The organism is Mycobacterium sp. 141 (assembly GCF_000382405.1).
Taxonomy (GTDB): Bacteria; Actinomycetota; Actinomycetes; order Mycobacteriales; family Mycobacteriaceae; genus Mycobacterium.
The window spans coordinates 13228-29231 of the sequence record NZ_KB908261.1; the positions used below are offsets into that span (position 1 = coordinate 13228).

A 16004-nucleotide genomic window follows, 5' to 3' on the forward strand; every position below is an offset into this window, starting at 1 on the left:
TCGGACAGCAAAAAGGCTGAGGCCGACCCAGTCGACCCCAGCCCGGTTGCCTATACCTCCGCTCAGCTCACCTCGGCGGCGAGCTTGCCCACGATGTCGCGGACCGTTGCGGCGACCTCTTCGTTCTCCCGGGGATGCCGACCGTCCAGAGCCTTGGCGGGCAGTGACAGTTTGAGCTCCTCGACCACCCGGGGCCCGGCGATGCCGAACGACTTGCGGGTCTCGTCGTGCGCCCACACGCCGCCGTACTGACCCAGTGCCGTGCCGACCACAGCCAGCGGCTTGTCCTTGAGCGCTCCGTTACCGTACGGCCGCGACAGCCAGTCGATCGCGTTCTTCAGCACACCCGGGATGCTGCCGTTGTACTCGGGCGTGACGATCAGAGCAGCGTCAGCACCCGCCGCCGCGCTGCGCAGCACCCGCACCGTCTCGTCCACGTCGTCACCGTCGATATCCTCGTTGTAGAACGGCAGCTCCCCCAGCTGATCGAAGATCCGCAGGTCCACCCCGTCAGGCGCCGCCTCGACGGCAAGCTCGGCGAGCTGCCGGTTGATCGACGCGGCCCGCAGGCTGCCCACCAGTACCAATACCTTCACATCGGCCATGTTCGTTCTCCCTCGTCGTCTGACCCGATCTTCGCCCAGGATAACCGGACTGTGGTCCGATTAATTCCGGCTGAGTTAAAGTTCAAAGGTGACTGCTTCTGATCGCCGCACAAGGCTCGCGGTCACCGATTCCGCGCCACCCGAGCGTGGCGATGCTGCACGCAACCGCGAACTCCTGCTCGACGCCGCCCGCCGGCTCATCGCAGAGCGCGGACCCGACGCCGTCAGCACCGACGATATCGCGGCAGCCGCCGGCGTGGGCAAGGGAACGTTGTTCCGTCGGTTCGGCAGTCGGGCCGGGCTGATGATGGTCCTGCTCGACGAGGACGAGAAGGGCGAACAGGAAGCCTTCATGTTCGGCCCACCGCCACTGGGCCCCGGAGCACCGCCTCTGCAACGGCTGCTCGCCTACGGCCGCGACCGGTTGCGGTTCGTGCACTGCCACCACGCGCTGTTGTCCGACGCGGCGCGCGACCCGCAGACCCGCTTCGCCGGCCCGGCGATGCTGCACCGCGCACACGTCCGGATGTTGCTCGAAACTGCAGGAACCACAGGTGATCTCGAGGCTCAGGCGGATGCGCTGATCGCTCTGCTGGATGCCGACTATGTGGCATACCAGCTCGACGACCGCGGCCGCACCCTCGATGAGCTCGATGCGGCATGGGAGGCGACGGCACGCAAATTGTGCGGTTGCTGACGCCATGAGCGGAGCGCAGCGCTGGATTCTTCATGTCGACCTGGACCAGTTCCTGGCGTCGGTGGAGTTGCGGCGCCACCCCGAGCTGGTCGGCCAGCCCGTCATCGTCGGCGGCAACGGCGACCCGACCGAACCGCGCAAGGTCGTCACCTGCGCGTCGTACCAGGCCAGGGAATTCGGCGTGCACGCCGGCATGCCGTTGCGGACCGCGGCCCGCAAATGCCCCGATGCCACGTTCCTGCCGTCGGACCCGGCTGCCTACGACGAGGCCTCCGAACAGGTGATGAGCCTGCTGCGCGATCTCGGACATCCGGTTGAGGTCTGGGGCTGGGACGAGGCCTACCTCGGCGCCGACGATACGGTCGACCCCGTCGAGCTGGCCGAACGCATCCGCGCCGTGGTGGCTGCCGAGACCGGGCTGTCGTGCTCGGTAGGTATCAGCGACAACAAGCAGCGCGCCAAGGTGGCCACCGGGCTCGCCAAACCGACGCGCACGCGAGGAGCAGATCAGGCCCCGGGCGTGTACCAGCTCACCGCGGCCAACTGGATGGATGTGATGGCCGACCGCCCGCCGGACGCGCTGTGGGGCGTCGGAAGCAAGACCACCAAAAAGCTTGCCACGCTTGGTATCACCACGGTCGCCCAGCTGGCCGCCACCGACCCAGAGGTGCTCACGTCGACCTTCGGGCCGACGATCGGTCTGTGGATCCTGTTGCTCGCCAAAGGCGGTGGCGATACCGAGGTCAGTGCCGAACCGTGGGTGCCGCGATCACGCAGCCACGTCATCACCTTCGCCGAGGACCTCACCGACCGCACCGAGATCGACGCGACGGTGCGGGATCTGACCGAGCGCACCCGGACCGAGGTGGTCGAGCAGGGCCGCATCGTCACCCGGGTGGCCGTGACGGTACGCACCAGCACCTTCTACACCCGCACCAAGATCCGCAAGCTGCCCGAACCAGGCACCGACGCCGCCGTGATCACCGATACCGCACTGGCGGTGCTGGACCTCTTCGAACTCGATCGCCCGATCCGGCTGCTCGGCGTGCGGCTCGAACTGGCGATGCCGATGAGCAGCACCGCCGGTGTCGGACCCGATCAATAGCCTTGTCCCATGCTGCAGACCATCGCCATCCGGGGTTACCGGTCACTGCGTGACGTGACGCTGCCGCTGACCGATCTCACCGTCGTCACGGGCGCCAGCGGCACCGGAAAGTCGTCGCTCTACCGCGCGCTGCGCCTGCTGGCCGATTGTGGACGCGGGCAGGTGATCGGATCACTGGCCCGCGAAGGCGGCTTGCAATCGGTGCTGTGGGCCGGCCCGGAGCAGCCGGCCGAGAAAGCTCAGGGCACCACGCGGACCCGTCCGGTGTCACTCGAACTCGGGTTCGCCGCCGACGACTTCGGCTACCTGGTCGATCTCGGCCTGCCCCAGATGGCGGGCATCGGGCCGACGGCGTTCGCGCTGGATCCCGAGATCAAACGCGAGATGGTGTTCTCCGGGCCGGTATTGCGGCCCAGTTCGGCAGTGGTCCGCCGCACCGGCGAATACGCCGAAGTCGCAGCCGAATCCGGCCGGGGCTTCGAAGAGCTGAGCCGGTCGCTGCCGTCCTACCGCAGCGTGCTGGCCGAATACACCCATCCCCACGCCCTGCCGGAACTCTCCGCGGTCTCCGAGCGGTTGCGCGACTGGCGGTTCTACGACGGCTTCCGGGTCGACGCCGGGGCTCCAGCGCGCCGGCCGCAAGTGGGCACCCGCACCCCGGCCCTTTCCGACGACGGCGCTGACCTCGCCGCGGCGACCCAGACCATCATCGAAGCCGGGCTCGACGACCTGGCCCGCGCGGTGGCCGATGCGTTCGACGGCGCCGCCGTGTCGGTCGCCGTCCATGACGGGGTGTTCGACCTGCAGTTGCACCAGCGCGGCATGCTACGGCCCCTGCGCGCCGCCGAATTATCCGACGGCACACTGCGTTTCCTGCTGTGGGCCGCAGCCTTGCTGAGCCCGCGACCCCCTTCTCTGATGGTGCTCAACGAGCCCGAGACATCGCTGCACCCCGGCCTGGTGCGGCCTTTGGCGAGGCTGATCGCCACTGCCGCCACCCAGACGCAGGTGGTGGTGGTGACCCATTCGAGGGCCTTGCTGGAATTCCTCGACACCACGCCGGTCGCCGATGAGGACCGCGGCTGCGCCATCGAGGTCGAGCTCTACAAACAGTGGGGCGAAACGAAAGTCGTTGGTCTTGGCCTGCTGACCACGCCCGCCTGGCATTGGGGAAACCGTTAGCGTGGCCGCAGCGCGCGGGTGAACAGCACGTTGACCTGGCGCATCACCACGCTGTATGGCCACCACGCAATGCGTTTGAACGCGTACAGCGCACGGATGTCGGGCGAGGTGTAGATGAGGAACCGGTTGCGCCGGGCGCCGGCCAGGATCTTGGCAGCGGCCTTCTCCGGCGACACGGCGTGGCGGGCGAACCGGTCCGCCCACTTCTGCACGTCGGGGTCGTCGCGGTCAACGCCGGCGATCTGAACCGTCTGCACCAGACCGGTTTTCACCGCACCGGGCACCACCACCGACACCCCGATGCGGTGCCTGGCCAGGTCGAATCGCAGTACCTCGCTGAGGCCGCGCAACCCGTACTTGCTGGCGCTGTAGGCACTGTGCCAAGGCAGGGCGACGATGCCGGCCGCCGACGAGACGTTCACCAACTGACCGCCCCGGCGGGCCTCGATCATGGGTGGGACAAACGTCTCGATCACGTGGATCGGACCCATGAGGTTGACGTCGATCATCGAGCGCCAGTGCTGATGGGTGAGCTGATCGACCGTGCCCCACGCCGAGATACCGGCGACGTTCATCACCACGTCCATCGCGGGATGCGCGGTATGGATGTCGGCTGCGAACGCGGCGACCTGGTCGTAGTCCGAGATGTCCAGTGCCCGGTGCGCGGGCACCTGCGCCCCCAGCGCCTGCGCGTCGGCCACCGTCTGCGCCAGACCATCGGCATCGCGATCAGTCAGAAAAAGTTCGGCGCCCTGCGCTGCCAGGGCGAGCGCAGTGGCCCGCCCGATACCGCTTGCCACCCCGGTGACGAAGCAGCGTTTCCCCCGAAAATCGCTACCCTGCGCCATAGCGGTGACCATACCGGGACGGCTAGCTGGGCTGGCCACCCCACAGAGCATTGAGCCACAGCCGTTCCAACACGTCGATCGCGCGCTGCGGGTCCTCGCCGCGGCCGATGAACGCCGGATCATGCGACAGTGTCATCGCGGTGGTCGCCACCAGCATGCGCACGAGCCCGGAGATGTCGTCGGAGATCGGCCGGGCCCCTTGGTCCTGTTCGATCAGGCCGACGATCTTGGCGATCACGCCGTCCTCGAAGTCGTTCATCAGCTCGCGAATCTGTGCATCGGTGTTCTGCGCGATGGTGCAGGCCGACATGACCGGGTCGTTGCGAGCGAACACCAGGGCAGCACTGCCGACCATCCGCTTGGCAAACGCGGCGGGCTCCTCGTCGGGCTCGCGGGGCGCATAGTTGTGCGTGAGCTGGTCGAGCTGTTCCATGGCCTCGGCCACGATCACCGCGAGAACCGCGTACTTGGTGTCGAAGTAGAAGTAGAAGCCCGAGCGGGCCAGGCCAGCGCGTTCGCTGATCGCGCTGACGGACAGGTCGGCGAACGACTGTTCCTCGAGTAGCTCCCGAACGGCCTTGACGATGGCGTCGCGCTGGCGGTCACCACGACTGCGCCGCATCGGGCTGTCGTTGCTGCCCTCCGGGATCTGTTCGGCGGTCATGGCACTAAACCTTTGCATTGCGACAGGCCAGAAACAAAACTTGACATGCGTCAAGTCTGGCGATCAGGATGGCTTCAGACGGTGACTTCCACGACGCATTGTCAGTTTCAGCAACCTCGGGAGTGGGATATGGCCACGATCAGCGCTCCGCACTATCTCCTCGATCAGGCAAAGCGGCGATTCACCCCGACGCCGAACACGTTGCCCGGCATGGCCGTCGTCGAGAAGCACCTCAAAGAGAAGGACTGGAATCAGTTCGTGTTCGCCGAGCCGCCCGCGGGCAGCGGCCTCAAACCGATAATGGGTGACACCGGGCTGCCGATCATCGGCCACATGATCGAGGTCTTCCGCGCCGGCCCGGACTATGTACTGGACCTCTACCGCAAGCACGGCCCGGTGTACTACGCGCAAACGCCGGCACTGTCGCAGGTCATGGCGCTCGGGCCCGATGCCACCCAGACGGTGTTCTCCAACCGCAACAAGGACTACTCGCAGCGCGCCTGGGATCCGGTGATCGGCCCGTTCTTCGAGGGCGGCCTCATGCTGCTCGACTTCGAAGAGCACATGTTCCATCGCCGGATCATGCAGGAGGCCTTCACCCGCAACCGGCTCGCGGGCTACGTGCCCCACATCGACTCGGTGGCCACAGCCGTGCTGACCAATGACTGGGTGGCCAACGACCCGAGGTTCCTCTTCCACCCTGCGGTCAAGGAACTCACCCTCGACATCGCGTCCGAGGTATTCATGGGGCATCCCGCGGGCACCGACCGCAAACTGGTCACCACCATCAACCACGCCTTCGCCATCACCACCCGGGCTGGAAACGCAATCGTCCGCAAGCCGGTGCCGCCGCTGACGTGGTGGCGGGGCATCCACGCTCGCAAGACGCTCGAGGACTACTTCGCCAGCCGTGTCGCCGAGAAACGCCGGACCGAGAGCACCGATATGTTCAGCGTGCTGTGCCACACCCAGGACCAGGACGGGCAGAGCTTCACCGACGACCAGATCGTCGCCCACATGATCTTCCTGATGATGGCCGCGCACGACACCACGACGTCGACGCTGACCACGATGGCCTATCACCTGGCGGCGAACCCACAGTGGCAGGAGCGATGCCGCGAAGAATCGGCACGCGTCGGCGACGGCCCGCTCGACATCGAGGCATTGGAGAAGCTGGAAACCTACGACCTGGTGATCAACGAGTCGCTGCGGATGCAGACGCCATTGCCGTTCAACTTCCGCCGAACCGTCCGGGACACCGACCTGCTGGGCTACTACATCCCGGCCGGGACCGATGTGGTGACCTGGCCGGGGATCAACCACCGGCTGCCCGAATTATGGACCGCCCCAGAGCGTTTCGACCCCAATCGGTTCGCCGAGCCGCGCAGCGAGCACAAGAAGCACCGCTACGCGTTCGCCCCGTTCGGCGGCGGGGCACACAAATGCATCGGCATGGTCTTCGGCCAACTCGAGATCAAGACCGTCATGCACCGACTGCTGCGCCGCTACCGGCTGGAGTTGCCGCACCCCGGTTACCAGCCGTGGTACGACTACGGCGGCATGGCGGTGCCGATCGACGGCCTGCCGATGGTGCTGCGGCCGCTGCACTGAAGCTGCAGCCGTTCAGGCGCTCATCAACCGGTTCGCACACGCGATGACGGCGCGCAGCGCCGACAGTTCCGGGTCTGCGTCGAGCCCCAGCGCCCACATGCTGCGGTTCCCGTCGCTGCCCTGCAGGAAGGTGGCGGTGCGTCCGTTGATCGGCAGCTGATGAAAGGACACGGTTTCCACGGCGATGCCGCGGTCGTAGAGCATCGCCGTCAGGGCGGCCACCGGACCGCAGGCCACGGCGCGCGATGTGCTGATCGTCTCACCGATGCCCAGGGTGGCCTGGTAACAGCGGCTTTGCGGTCCGATGCTGCAGGCCGGCCGCGCGGCGTCGGTGCAGATCCACTGTCTCATACGCAGTAGTCCCGAACTCGGGGCGTATTCGGCCAGAAAGTCGTCCCACGAAGCGGACTCTGCAGCGTCGCGCACACCACGGGGCAACGGTGCGCCGAAGCTGGCCGCGAAGGCAGGGCGCTGGGTGGCTGGTGTTGCCGATGAGGGATGCATGTGCCGGTCTTTTCTTGCTCAGATGGATCGACCGACGAGCTGGCGATGACCCACAGCGGGGGGTCGGTCTAGATCAGACCCCGCTGCGGGTTGCTACTACGAGTGGCCACGGCATGTTGGGATGTTAGACGCTCCCCAACCGGTGGCGCAATCACTTCTTCGGCCCTTGTCGTGTCGGCTGACGTGCGCTCATCGGTCACGCAGGATTGCCCCGTAGCCGTCCAAGTAGCGTGAGCCGGATGTGCACGTCCAGTCCGCGGCATTGCCGGCACACCGTATGACCTGGTGGGATATGGCACTGCTCGTGGTAGCCGGCATCGCCGGCGGCTTGACCGGCAGCATCGCCGGACTCGCTTCGGTCGCCACGTACCCGGCGTTGCTCATGGTCGGGCTGCCCCCGGTGACCGCCAACGTGACGAACACCGTGGCTCTGGTGTTCAACGGCATCGGATCGGTGTGGGGTTCACGACCCGAATTGGCCGGGCAGGGAAGATGGATCGGACGAATCATCCCGCTGGCCGTGCTCGGCGGGGCGGCGGGCGCGGCGCTCCTGCTGTCCACCCCGGCCGAGGGTTTCGAGAAGGTCGTGCCCGTCCTGCTCGTCGTCGCTTCCGTCGCAATCCTGGTACCCCGCAGGGAACATCGGGAAGCACGCGCGACCAGTCACCGCGACCAAATCGTGCGGGTCACCTTCGAAGCCATCGCGATATTCCTGATCACGATCTACGGCGGCTACTTCGGCGCTGCCGCCGGCGTGCTGTTGTTGGCTCTGCTGCTGCGGGCCGGAGGCGCCACGCTCGCCCATGCCAACGCGAGCAAGAACGTCGTCCTCGGCGTCGCCAATTCCGTTGCTGCAGTGGCCTTCATGGTGTTCGCACCCGTGCACTGGCCAGCTGTGGTGCCGCTCGGGTTGGGCTGCCTGATCGGCTCGCGGCTGGGGCCGATCATCGTACGGCACGCGCCGGCAACACCCCTGCGCCTGTTGATCGGCGCGGCAGGTGTCGCGTTGGCGATCAAGTTAGCGCTCGACGCTTACTGACATACGCGCGAGCAGTAGCTGCAGTGCTGGTGTCACTCGACGTCGGCATTTGCTCGGCAGACATCGCGCCCGTCTCTGTTCAGCGTTTGCGTGCCGTCACCAATAGATAGCCCCAGTCCATCGACCCGCCGCTGATAGCGCGATCGCCCAGCGCGGCGATGTCGGTATCGAGGGCCGCCACCCGCTCGGTGTCAGCGGCTATCGCGCGGTATGCCGCGATCGTCGGCCCGTAGTTGGCTTTGAAATAGTCGCGGAACGCGGCACCGTCGCCGAACTTGTCGACGGTCAGCTCGCGCCGTTCGGTCACCAGGTCGGTCACCCGCTTGCCCAGCAGCGCACCCACGTACGCTTCGCCGCCCCACAGCGGCGGCGGCGACACCCCGGCCGGAGGCTTCGGCATATAAGGCTTCATGGTGGCCAAGAGCTGCCCGACGAATCCTTCGGGCGTCCAGCTGATCAGTCCGATCCGCCCGCCCGGGCGAGCGACCCGCACCAGTTCGTCAGCAGCCTGCTCATGATGCGGCGCGAACATCACCCCGATGCACGACATCACCACATCGAACTCAGCGTCCCCGAACGGCAGCGCCTCGGCGTTGGCTTCGCGCCACTGCAGCGCGACACGGTGTTCGGTGGCCTGCACGCGGCCCCGCGCCAACAGGTCCGGACACAGATCGCACGCGACGACATCCGCGCCGGTGGCTGCGGCAGGGATCGCGGCATTGCCGGTTCCCGCAGCGACATCGAGTACCCGGTCCTGCGCTCGGATGCCGCAGGCGGCCACAAGTTCCGAACCCAACGGCGCCACCAGATCGACGGCGACGGCGGCATAGTCGCCCAGCGCCCACAGCCCGCGGTGCTTGGCCTCCAACTCACGGTCGGCAATCACGGCATTCATCGACGGCTCCTTTCGCCAAACCAATGGTCGCGCCCGGGCTCGGCGGTCATCCAGTACCAGATCTGTACCGGTGCAGGTTCAAAATCTGTACTGGCCTCCGGGCGCTACGGGCGGTGTACTTGTGCACAGCGCTTCTCGCGGGAGGTATCGCCATGTCGACTTACGGCCAGTTCTGCCCCGTGGCCAAGGCCATGGAGGTGCTCGACGAACGCTGGACCATGTTGGTGATCCGCGAGCTGCTGCTGGGCAGCACGCACTTCAACGACCTGCGCCGCGGCGTGCCGAAGATGTCGCCGGCGCTGTTGTCCAAACGGTTGAAGTCGCTGACGCGGGCCGGCGTGCTGCAGCGGACCGAAAGCGATGGTCGCACAACATATTCCCTGACCCCTTGTGGACAGGAGCTGGCGGGTGTGGTGACGGCGCTCGGCGCGTGGGGTGTGCGTTGGATCGGCGAACTGGGCGAGGAGGATCTGGACCCACATCTGCTGATGTGGGACATACGGCGCACCATCCCGATCGACGACTGGCCGCGCACGCGCACCACGATCTCCTTCGTCCTCGACGGTGTCCCCGCCAAGGCGTCCCGGTGGTGGCTGGTGGTTGCCGACGGAAAGGCCGACATGTGCGATGCCGATCCGGGCCATGACGTGACGGGCACGGTGGAAACCGGTCTGCGCACGCTGACCCGGATCTGGCGGGGCGACGTCGGCTGGTCGGACGCGGTGGCCGACGGAAGTGTCGCGTTGTCCGGGCCGGCCGAGGTCCGCCAGGCCATCCCGAAGTGGCTGGGCCAGAGCACGGCCGCCGCCATCCCCCGCCCGGCGTGAAAATCCGCCTCGGGCTTCTGTTCTCAGTCCAGGATGCGCCGGGCGACGTTGGTGCTGACCAGGTCGAGCAGTTCGTCGGCGCGTCCGGCCAGGATGGTCCGGATGGCGTAGAGCGAGAAGCCCTTTGCCTGTTCGACGGTGATGGCCGGCGGTATCGACAGTTCCTGACGAGCGGTGACGACGTCCACCACCGCGGGCCCGTCGTGGGCGAACGCGTCGGTCAGTGCGCGTTCCAGTGCGGCGGGCTCGGTCACCCGTCTGCCGAACACACCCATCGACTGGGCGACGGCGGCGAAATCCGGATTCACCAGGTCGGTGCCGAAGGTGACGATGCCCGCGGCTTTCATCTCCAGCTCGACGAAGTTCAGCGACGAGTTGTTGAACACGATCAGCTTGACCGGCAACCGATTCTGGATCAGTGTCAGCAATTCGCCGAACAGCATGGTCAGCCCGCCGTCACCGGCGAGCGCGACCACTTGCCTGCCGGGATAGGCAGTCTGTGCGCCGATGGCGTGTGGCAGCGCGTTGGCCATGGTGCCGTGGTTGAACGACCCGATCAGCCTGCGCCGGCCGTTCATGGTGAGGTAGCGGGCCGCCCACACCACCGGCGATCCGACGTCGCACGTGAACACGGTGTCATCGTTGGCCAGCCGGTTGGCAAGTGCGGCAACATATTCCGGGCGGATCGGAGTTTTGTCGCGGTCGTTGACGGCCAACGCGTCCAGGGATGCACGGGTCTTGGCGTAGTGCCGTAGCGACCGGTCCAGGTGTTCATGGTCGGTCTTTGCGCGCAGCAGCGGTTGCAGCGCGGTCAGGGTGTCCTTGACGGTGCCGCGCAAACCGAGGTCTATCGGTGTGCGCCGACCGAGATTCCGCCCGCGGATGTCGACCTGGATGACAGTGGCGCCCTCGGGATAGAACTGCTGGTACGGGAAATCGGTGCCGAGCATCAGCAGGGTGTCGGCCTCTTTGATGGCCTTGTATCCCGACGCGAACCCGAGCAGGCCGGTCATCCCGACGTCGAACGGGTTGTCGTATTCGATGAACTCCTTGCCGCGCAGCGCGTGCACGATCGGCGCCTGCAGCGTCGCGGCCAGTTCGATCAGCTGGTCGTGCGCACCGGCCACTCCTGCGCCACCGAGAATGGTGACCCGCTGGGCTGCGTTGAGGATGTCTGCCGCACGCCGCACCGATTCGTCCTCGGGGCGTACCACCGACTGCGTCGGTCGTACCGGGCGCGACGCCCATTCCGATCCCCCGGCGCGGGCCAGGAAAATCTCGCCGGGAACGACGATGACCGCGACGCCGTTCTCCTCGACCGCGGCACGCATCGCCATCTCAAGGATCCGCGGCGCCATCTCCGGGGTGCTGACCAATTCGCAGTACACGCTGCACTCACCGAACAGCTGTTGCGGATGGGTTTCCTGAAAGTACTCCGACCCGATCTCGGTGCGCGGGATATGCGCGGCGATCGCCAGGACCGGCACCCTGCTGCGCTGCGCGTCGAACAGGCCGTTGATCAAGTGCAAATTACCCGGACCGCAGCTGCCCGCACAGACGGCCAGTTGGCCGGTCAGTGCCGCGTCGGCCGCCGCCGCGAACCCTGCCGTCTCCTCATGCCGGACGTGTTGCCAGGTGATGGATCCGGATCGCCGGATGGCGTCGGTGAACCCGTTGAGGCTGTCGCCCGGCAGACCGTACACCCGTTGCACGCCACTGGCGCTCAGCGCGGAAATCACCTGGTCTGCAACGGTTGCCATAACGCCTCCCGGTGTGCGATGTCGACGTGACCGGTCACGCCGTGGTCACTCTACTTGGGGGCTTGCGCCATCCGTCCGGTCATCATGGTTTCCTCAGCACCGCGAGCGTGCGCGTCTGCCGCCCGGCACACCGCAAAACGTCGGCATTTCGCGCACGCTCACGGCCTGCGACCGCGCACAGTCCGCGATACCTCACGCGTGGTCACGCCGACTTACCTCGTGGCACGCTGAACGCATGCTGCTCGCCGAGGTCGTCGCCGCCTCCACCGACGTCGCGGCGAATTCGGCACGGCGCGCCAAGACCGAGCGCATCGCCACACTGCTGACCGTGGTCGCCGAAGATGGCGACCCCGTCGCGGTCGTGGTGGCCTGGCTCTCGGGCGAGCTGCTGCAACGCCAGATCGGTGTGGGCTGGGCGGGGTTACGCGCGCTGCCGCCGCCTGCGGCCACACCGACACTGACCGTGACCGACGTGAACAGCCGGCTCACCGCGATCGGCAAGGTCACAGGGAAAGGGTCGCAGTCGCAGCGGGCCCAGCTCGTCAGTGAGCTGTTCGGTGCCGCGACCGCCGAGGAACAGACCTTCCTGCGTCGGCTGCTGGGCGGTGAGTTGCGTCAGGGAGCCCTGGCCGGCGTCATGGCCGACGCCGTCGCACGCTCGTCGGGAATCCCTGCCGCCGAGGTGCGCCGGGCCGCCATGTTGGCCGGCGACCTGCCTGCCGTTGCGGCCGCGGCGCTCACCGGTGGTGCCGCGGCGGTGCAGGCCTTCGGGCTCCAGGTGGGCCGCCCGGTGGGGCCGATGCTGGCACAGACCGCAAGCGACCTCGACGATGCCCTCGAAAGGCTCGGCGGCACAGCGGTTCTGGAGACCAAGCTGGACGGCGCGCGGGTGCAGATCCACCGTATCGGGTCCGACGTGTCCATCTACACGCGCAGCCTCGACGATGTCACGTCGCGCCTGCCGGAGGTGGTAGCAGCCACCCTGGCGCTTCCGGTGACGGATCTGATCGCCGACGCGGAGGCCATCGCGCTGCGCTCCGACGGCCGGCCGCACCGGTTCCAGGTGACCGCCGCGCGCTTCGGGCGCCGGAACCCGACCGACGAGGTGCCGCTGTCGGTGTTCTTCTTCGACCTACTGCATGTCGACGGCAGGGACCTGCTCGACCTACCGACCCTCGAGCGCCGCGCCGCACTCGATGCGATCGTCCCGGCCGCTCGACGCGTCGCCCACGTCGTGACCGCCGATCCCGCGCAGGCCCGCGAGTTCCTGGCCGCCACCCTGGCAGCTGGACATGAGGGGGTGATGGCGAAAGCACCGCAGGCCCCGTACGAGGCGGGACGTCGCGGCGCGGGCTGGCTCAAGGTCAAGCCGGTGCACACCCTGGATCTCGTGGTGCTCGCCGTGGAATGGGGCTCGGGCCGACGTACCGGGAAGCTCTCCAACATCCATCTGGGCGCGCGCGATCCGGCCACGGGCGGTTTCGTGATGCTGGGCAAGACGTTCAAAGGCATGACGGACGAGATGCTTGCCTGGCAGACCGAACGTTTCACCGAACTGGCCGACGGTCCCACCGACGGCTACCTCGTCAAGCTGCGGCCCGAGCAGGTGGTCGAGATCGCATTCGACGGCGTGCAGGGCTCGTCGCGGTATCCCGGCGGGATGGCGCTGCGGTTTGCCCGCGTGCTGCGTTACCGCGACGACAAATCGCCCGAAGAGGCCGACACCGTCGAAACTGTCCGGGCCCTGTACGAACGCTGAACAGGGTTCTGCCGCGCCGCGGCGGCGGCGATGAAAAGATCGGGCCATGGCCACACCCACCGCGTCCGACCGGATCGAGGAGACCGACGGCGACGTCACCTACATCCGCACCGACAAGGATCTGCCACCGGTCGCAATAATTGATCGCCGCGGGGTCACCACGCGGCACAAGATCGTCTTCGCGATCATCGCACTCATCGGCGCCATCGCCTGGGCGGTGATCGCGTTCTTCCGCGGCGAGACCGTCAACGCGGTCTGGTTCGTGATCGCCGCGATCTGCACCTACGTCATCGGCTTCCGCTTCTATGCCCGGCTGATCGAGATGAAGATCGTCAGGCCTCGCGACGACAATGCCACTCCGGCAGAACTTTTCGAGAACGCCACCGACTACGTACCCACGGACCGACGGGTGCTGTTCGGCCATCACTTCGCCGCCATCGCCGGAGCCGGCCCGCTGGTCGGCCCGGTGTTGGCCATGCAGATGGGCTACTTGCCCGGCACCATCTGGATCATCGTGGGTGCCGTGGTGGCCGGTTGCGTCCAGGACTATCTCGTGCTGGCCATCTCGGTACGCCGCCGCGGCCGGTCGCTGGGTCAGATGGCCCGTGACGAGCTCGGGGCAATCGGCGGCGTCTCCGCCATCGTCGGGGTGCTGGTCATCATGGTGATCCTGCTGGCGGTTCTGGCACTCGTGGTGGTCAATGCGCTGGCGGAAAGCCCGTGGGGCGTGTTTTCCATCGCGATGACCATTCCGATCGCCCTCTTCATGGGCCTCTATCTGCGGTTCCTGCGGCCCGGCCGGGTGTCGGAAGTGTCTCTGATCGGTGTCGCGCTGTTGCTGCTCGCGGTGGTCTCCGGTGGTTGGGTCGCCGAAACCGATTGGGGTACCAACTGGTTCACGCTGTCGAAGGTGACGTTGTCGTGGTGCATCATCGCCTACGGCCTGGCCGCCTCGGTGCTCCCGGTGTGGCTGCTGCTGGCGCCGCGCGACTACCTGTCCACGTTCATGAAGGTCGGCACCATCGCGCTGCTGGCGGTCGGCATCCTCATCGCCCGGCCCGTGATGGAGGCGCCCGCCGTCTCGCAGTTTGCCGCCAGCGGCACCGGTCCGGTGTTCGCGGGCTCGCTGTTCCCGTTCCTGTTCATCACCATCGCGTGCGGTGCGCTGTCGGGATTCCACTCCCTCATCTCGTCGGGCACCACGCCGAAGCTGCTGGAGAAGGAAAGCCAGATGCGGCTGATCGGGTACGGCGGCATGCTCACCGAATCGTTCGTCGCGATCATGGCGCTGATCACCGCCGCGATCGTCAACCAGCACCTGTACTTCGTCATCAACGCCCCGTCGGCACAGACTGGCACCACCGCGCAGACCGCGGCCACCTACGTCAACGGCCTTGGCCTGTCCGGTTCCCCGATCACCCCGGAAGAGATCACCGCGGCCGCCGATGGTGTCGGCGAGGAGACGATCGTCTCGCGTACCGGCGGCGCACCGACTCTGGCCTTCGGCATGTCCCAGGTGCTGCACCAGGTATTCGGCGGAGAGGGCCTGAAAGCGTTCTGGTACCACTTCGCGATCATGTTCGAGGCACTGTTCATCCTCACCACCGTCGACGCGGGGACCCGGGTGGCGCGGTTCATGCTCTCCGACGGGCTGAGCAATCTCGGCGGTCCGATGAGAAAGTTCCGCAACCCGAGCTGGCGAGTCGGCGCATGGGCCTGCAGCGTCGTCGTCGTGGCCGCGTGGGGATCCACCCTGCTGATGGGGGTGACCGATCCGCTGGGCGGCATCAACACCCTGTTCCCGCTTTTCGGCATCGCCAACCAGCTTTTGGCGGCGATCGCGCTGACCGTCGTCACCGTCGTGGTGATCAAGCGTGGTCTGGTGAAATGGGCCTGGATTCCGGGGATTCCACTGTTGTGGGATCTGATCGTCACGATGGCAGCGTCGTGGCAGAAGATCTTCTCCGGCGATCCCAAGGTCGGCTACTGGAAGCAGCATTCGCAGTATGCCGCCGCCAAGGAGGCCGGGAAGTCGACATTCGGTGCAGCCAAGAGTCCCGAGCAGATCGACGCCGTCATCCGCAACACGTTCATTCAGGGCACGCTTTCGGTGATATTCGCGGTGCTCGTGCTCATCGTTTTCCTTGCCGGCGTCGTGATGGCGCTGCGGGCGCTCCGCGGCGGCGGTCGCCCGCTCACCGACGACGATCCCGTGCCGTCGCGGCTGTTCGCCCCGTCGGGCCTGATCCCGACCCGGTTGGAGAAGGAGGTGCAGAAGCAATGGGACGCCTTACCCGGTGCACACGTCGGGCCGCACACCAAATCGGTTGGTACATCGCCACATTGATGGGCGACAACCACTACCGACGCTATGTCGAACACCAGACCCGCCAACACCCCGGCGAGCCGGTGCTCACCGAGCGCGACTACTGGAAGATGCGGCACCGCAACACCGAGATCAACCCGAACGCGCGCTGCTGCTGACGCACGAATCTGCCCCGCCACCCC

Annotated in this window: 15 protein-coding genes; 9 read left to right on the forward strand and 6 right to left on the reverse strand. The window is 66.8% G+C overall.

Annotated elements, in window-relative coordinates:
• Nucleotides 1-62 precede the first annotated feature (62 nt).
• Nucleotides 63-605: an NADPH-dependent FMN reductase gene (locus H276_RS0111785; protein ID WP_019971513.1), complete on the reverse strand. Its 543-nt coding sequence runs from the start codon at nt 603-605 to the stop codon at nt 63-65.
• An 88-nt stretch (nt 606-693) separates the two neighbouring features.
• Here H276_RS0111785 and H276_RS0111790 point away from each other — a divergent pair, with 88 nt between their 5' ends.
• The 3 genes from H276_RS0111790 to H276_RS0111800 are packed head-to-tail and all read left to right on the forward strand — an operon-like array spanning nt 694 to nt 3589.
• Nucleotides 694-1302 carry a TetR/AcrR family transcriptional regulator gene (locus tag H276_RS0111790; RefSeq protein ID WP_019971514.1) on the forward strand — a complete coding sequence of 203 codons (609 nt, stop codon included), beginning with the start codon at nt 694-696 and terminating at the stop codon, nt 1300-1302.
• 4 nt (nt 1303-1306) lie between these two features.
• Nucleotides 1307-2407 carry a DNA polymerase IV gene (locus H276_RS0111795; protein WP_019971515.1) on the forward strand — a complete coding sequence of 367 codons (1101 nt, stop codon included), beginning with the start codon at nt 1307-1309 and terminating at the stop codon, nt 2405-2407.
• A 9-nt stretch (nt 2408-2416) separates the two neighbouring features.
• Nucleotides 2417-3589, forward strand: coding sequence for an AAA family ATPase (locus H276_RS0111800; protein WP_019971516.1), 1173 nt, complete (start codon nt 2417-2419; stop codon nt 3587-3589).
• Here the strand turns inward: H276_RS0111800 and H276_RS0111805 are convergent.
• Both H276_RS0111805 and H276_RS0111810 read right to left on the reverse strand, forming a co-directional pair.
• A complete protein-coding gene (locus H276_RS0111805) occupies nt 3586-4437 on the reverse strand; it encodes an SDR family oxidoreductase (protein WP_026356886.1) in 852 nt (283 codons plus the stop codon). The two genes, H276_RS0111800 and H276_RS0111805, sit on opposite strands and share 4 nt — an antisense overlap.
• A gap of 22 nt (nt 4438-4459) precedes the next feature.
• The gene (locus tag H276_RS0111810) at nt 4460-5101 is read right to left on the reverse strand and encodes a TetR/AcrR family transcriptional regulator (protein ID WP_019971518.1); all 642 of its coding nucleotides are present in this window, start codon (nt 5099-5101) and stop codon (nt 4460-4462) included.
• A 129-nt stretch (nt 5102-5230) separates the two neighbouring features.
• Between H276_RS0111810 and H276_RS0111815 the strand changes: the two genes are divergently transcribed.
• Nucleotides 5231-6712, forward strand: coding sequence for a cytochrome P450 (locus H276_RS0111815; RefSeq protein ID WP_019971519.1), 1482 nt, complete (start codon nt 5231-5233; stop codon nt 6710-6712).
• Between the two features lie 12 nt (nt 6713-6724).
• Here the strand turns inward: H276_RS0111815 and H276_RS0111820 are convergent, their stop codons facing one another.
• Nucleotides 6725-7216 carry a hypothetical protein gene (locus H276_RS0111820; protein WP_019971520.1) on the reverse strand — a complete coding sequence of 164 codons (492 nt, stop codon included), beginning with the start codon at nt 7214-7216 and terminating at the stop codon, nt 6725-6727.
• Nucleotides 7217-7493: 277 nt separating this feature from the next.
• Between H276_RS0111820 and H276_RS0111825 the strand changes: the two genes are divergently transcribed.
• Nucleotides 7494-8255, forward strand: coding sequence for a sulfite exporter TauE/SafE family protein (locus H276_RS0111825; RefSeq protein ID WP_026356887.1), 762 nt, complete (start codon nt 7494-7496; stop codon nt 8253-8255).
• 79 nt (nt 8256-8334) lie between these two features.
• On the opposite strand, the gene H276_RS0111830 is transcribed toward H276_RS0111825, so the two are convergent.
• On the reverse strand, nt 8335-9150 hold the full coding sequence (locus tag H276_RS0111830; RefSeq protein WP_019971522.1) for a class I SAM-dependent methyltransferase: 816 nt from the start codon (nt 9148-9150) through the stop codon (nt 8335-8337).
• A gap of 152 nt (nt 9151-9302) precedes the next feature.
• On the opposite strand from H276_RS0111830, the gene H276_RS0111835 reads away from it, so the two are divergent.
• Nucleotides 9303-9977: a helix-turn-helix domain-containing protein gene (locus H276_RS0111835; RefSeq protein ID WP_026356888.1), complete on the forward strand. Its 675-nt coding sequence runs from the start codon at nt 9303-9305 to the stop codon at nt 9975-9977.
• A 23-nt stretch (nt 9978-10000) separates the two neighbouring features.
• Here H276_RS0111835 and poxB read toward each other — a convergent pair whose 3' ends face one another.
• A complete protein-coding gene (poxB, locus tag H276_RS0111840; RefSeq protein WP_019971524.1) occupies nt 10001-11737 on the reverse strand; it encodes a ubiquinone-dependent pyruvate dehydrogenase in 1737 nt (578 codons plus the stop codon).
• Between the two features lie 235 nt (nt 11738-11972).
• Between poxB and H276_RS0111845 the strand changes: the two genes are divergently transcribed.
• The 3 genes from H276_RS0111845 to H276_RS24070 are packed head-to-tail and all read left to right on the forward strand — an operon-like array spanning nt 11973 to nt 15980.
• Complete coding sequence (locus H276_RS0111845) at nt 11973-13496, forward strand: ATP-dependent DNA ligase (RefSeq protein WP_019971525.1); 1524 nt, start codon at nt 11973-11975, stop codon at nt 13494-13496.
• A 46-nt stretch (nt 13497-13542) separates the two neighbouring features.
• Entirely contained in the window at nt 13543-15843 is a 2301-nt protein-coding gene (locus H276_RS0111850) for a carbon starvation CstA family protein (protein WP_019971526.1), read from the forward strand.
• Nucleotides 15843-15980 (forward strand): YbdD/YjiX family protein, encoded by a 138-nt coding sequence (locus H276_RS24070; protein WP_019971527.1) that lies wholly within the window; start codon nt 15843-15845, stop codon nt 15978-15980. The genes H276_RS0111850 and H276_RS24070 overlap by 1 nt, the downstream gene beginning before the upstream one ends.
• Nucleotides 15981-16004: the final 24 nt, after the last annotated feature.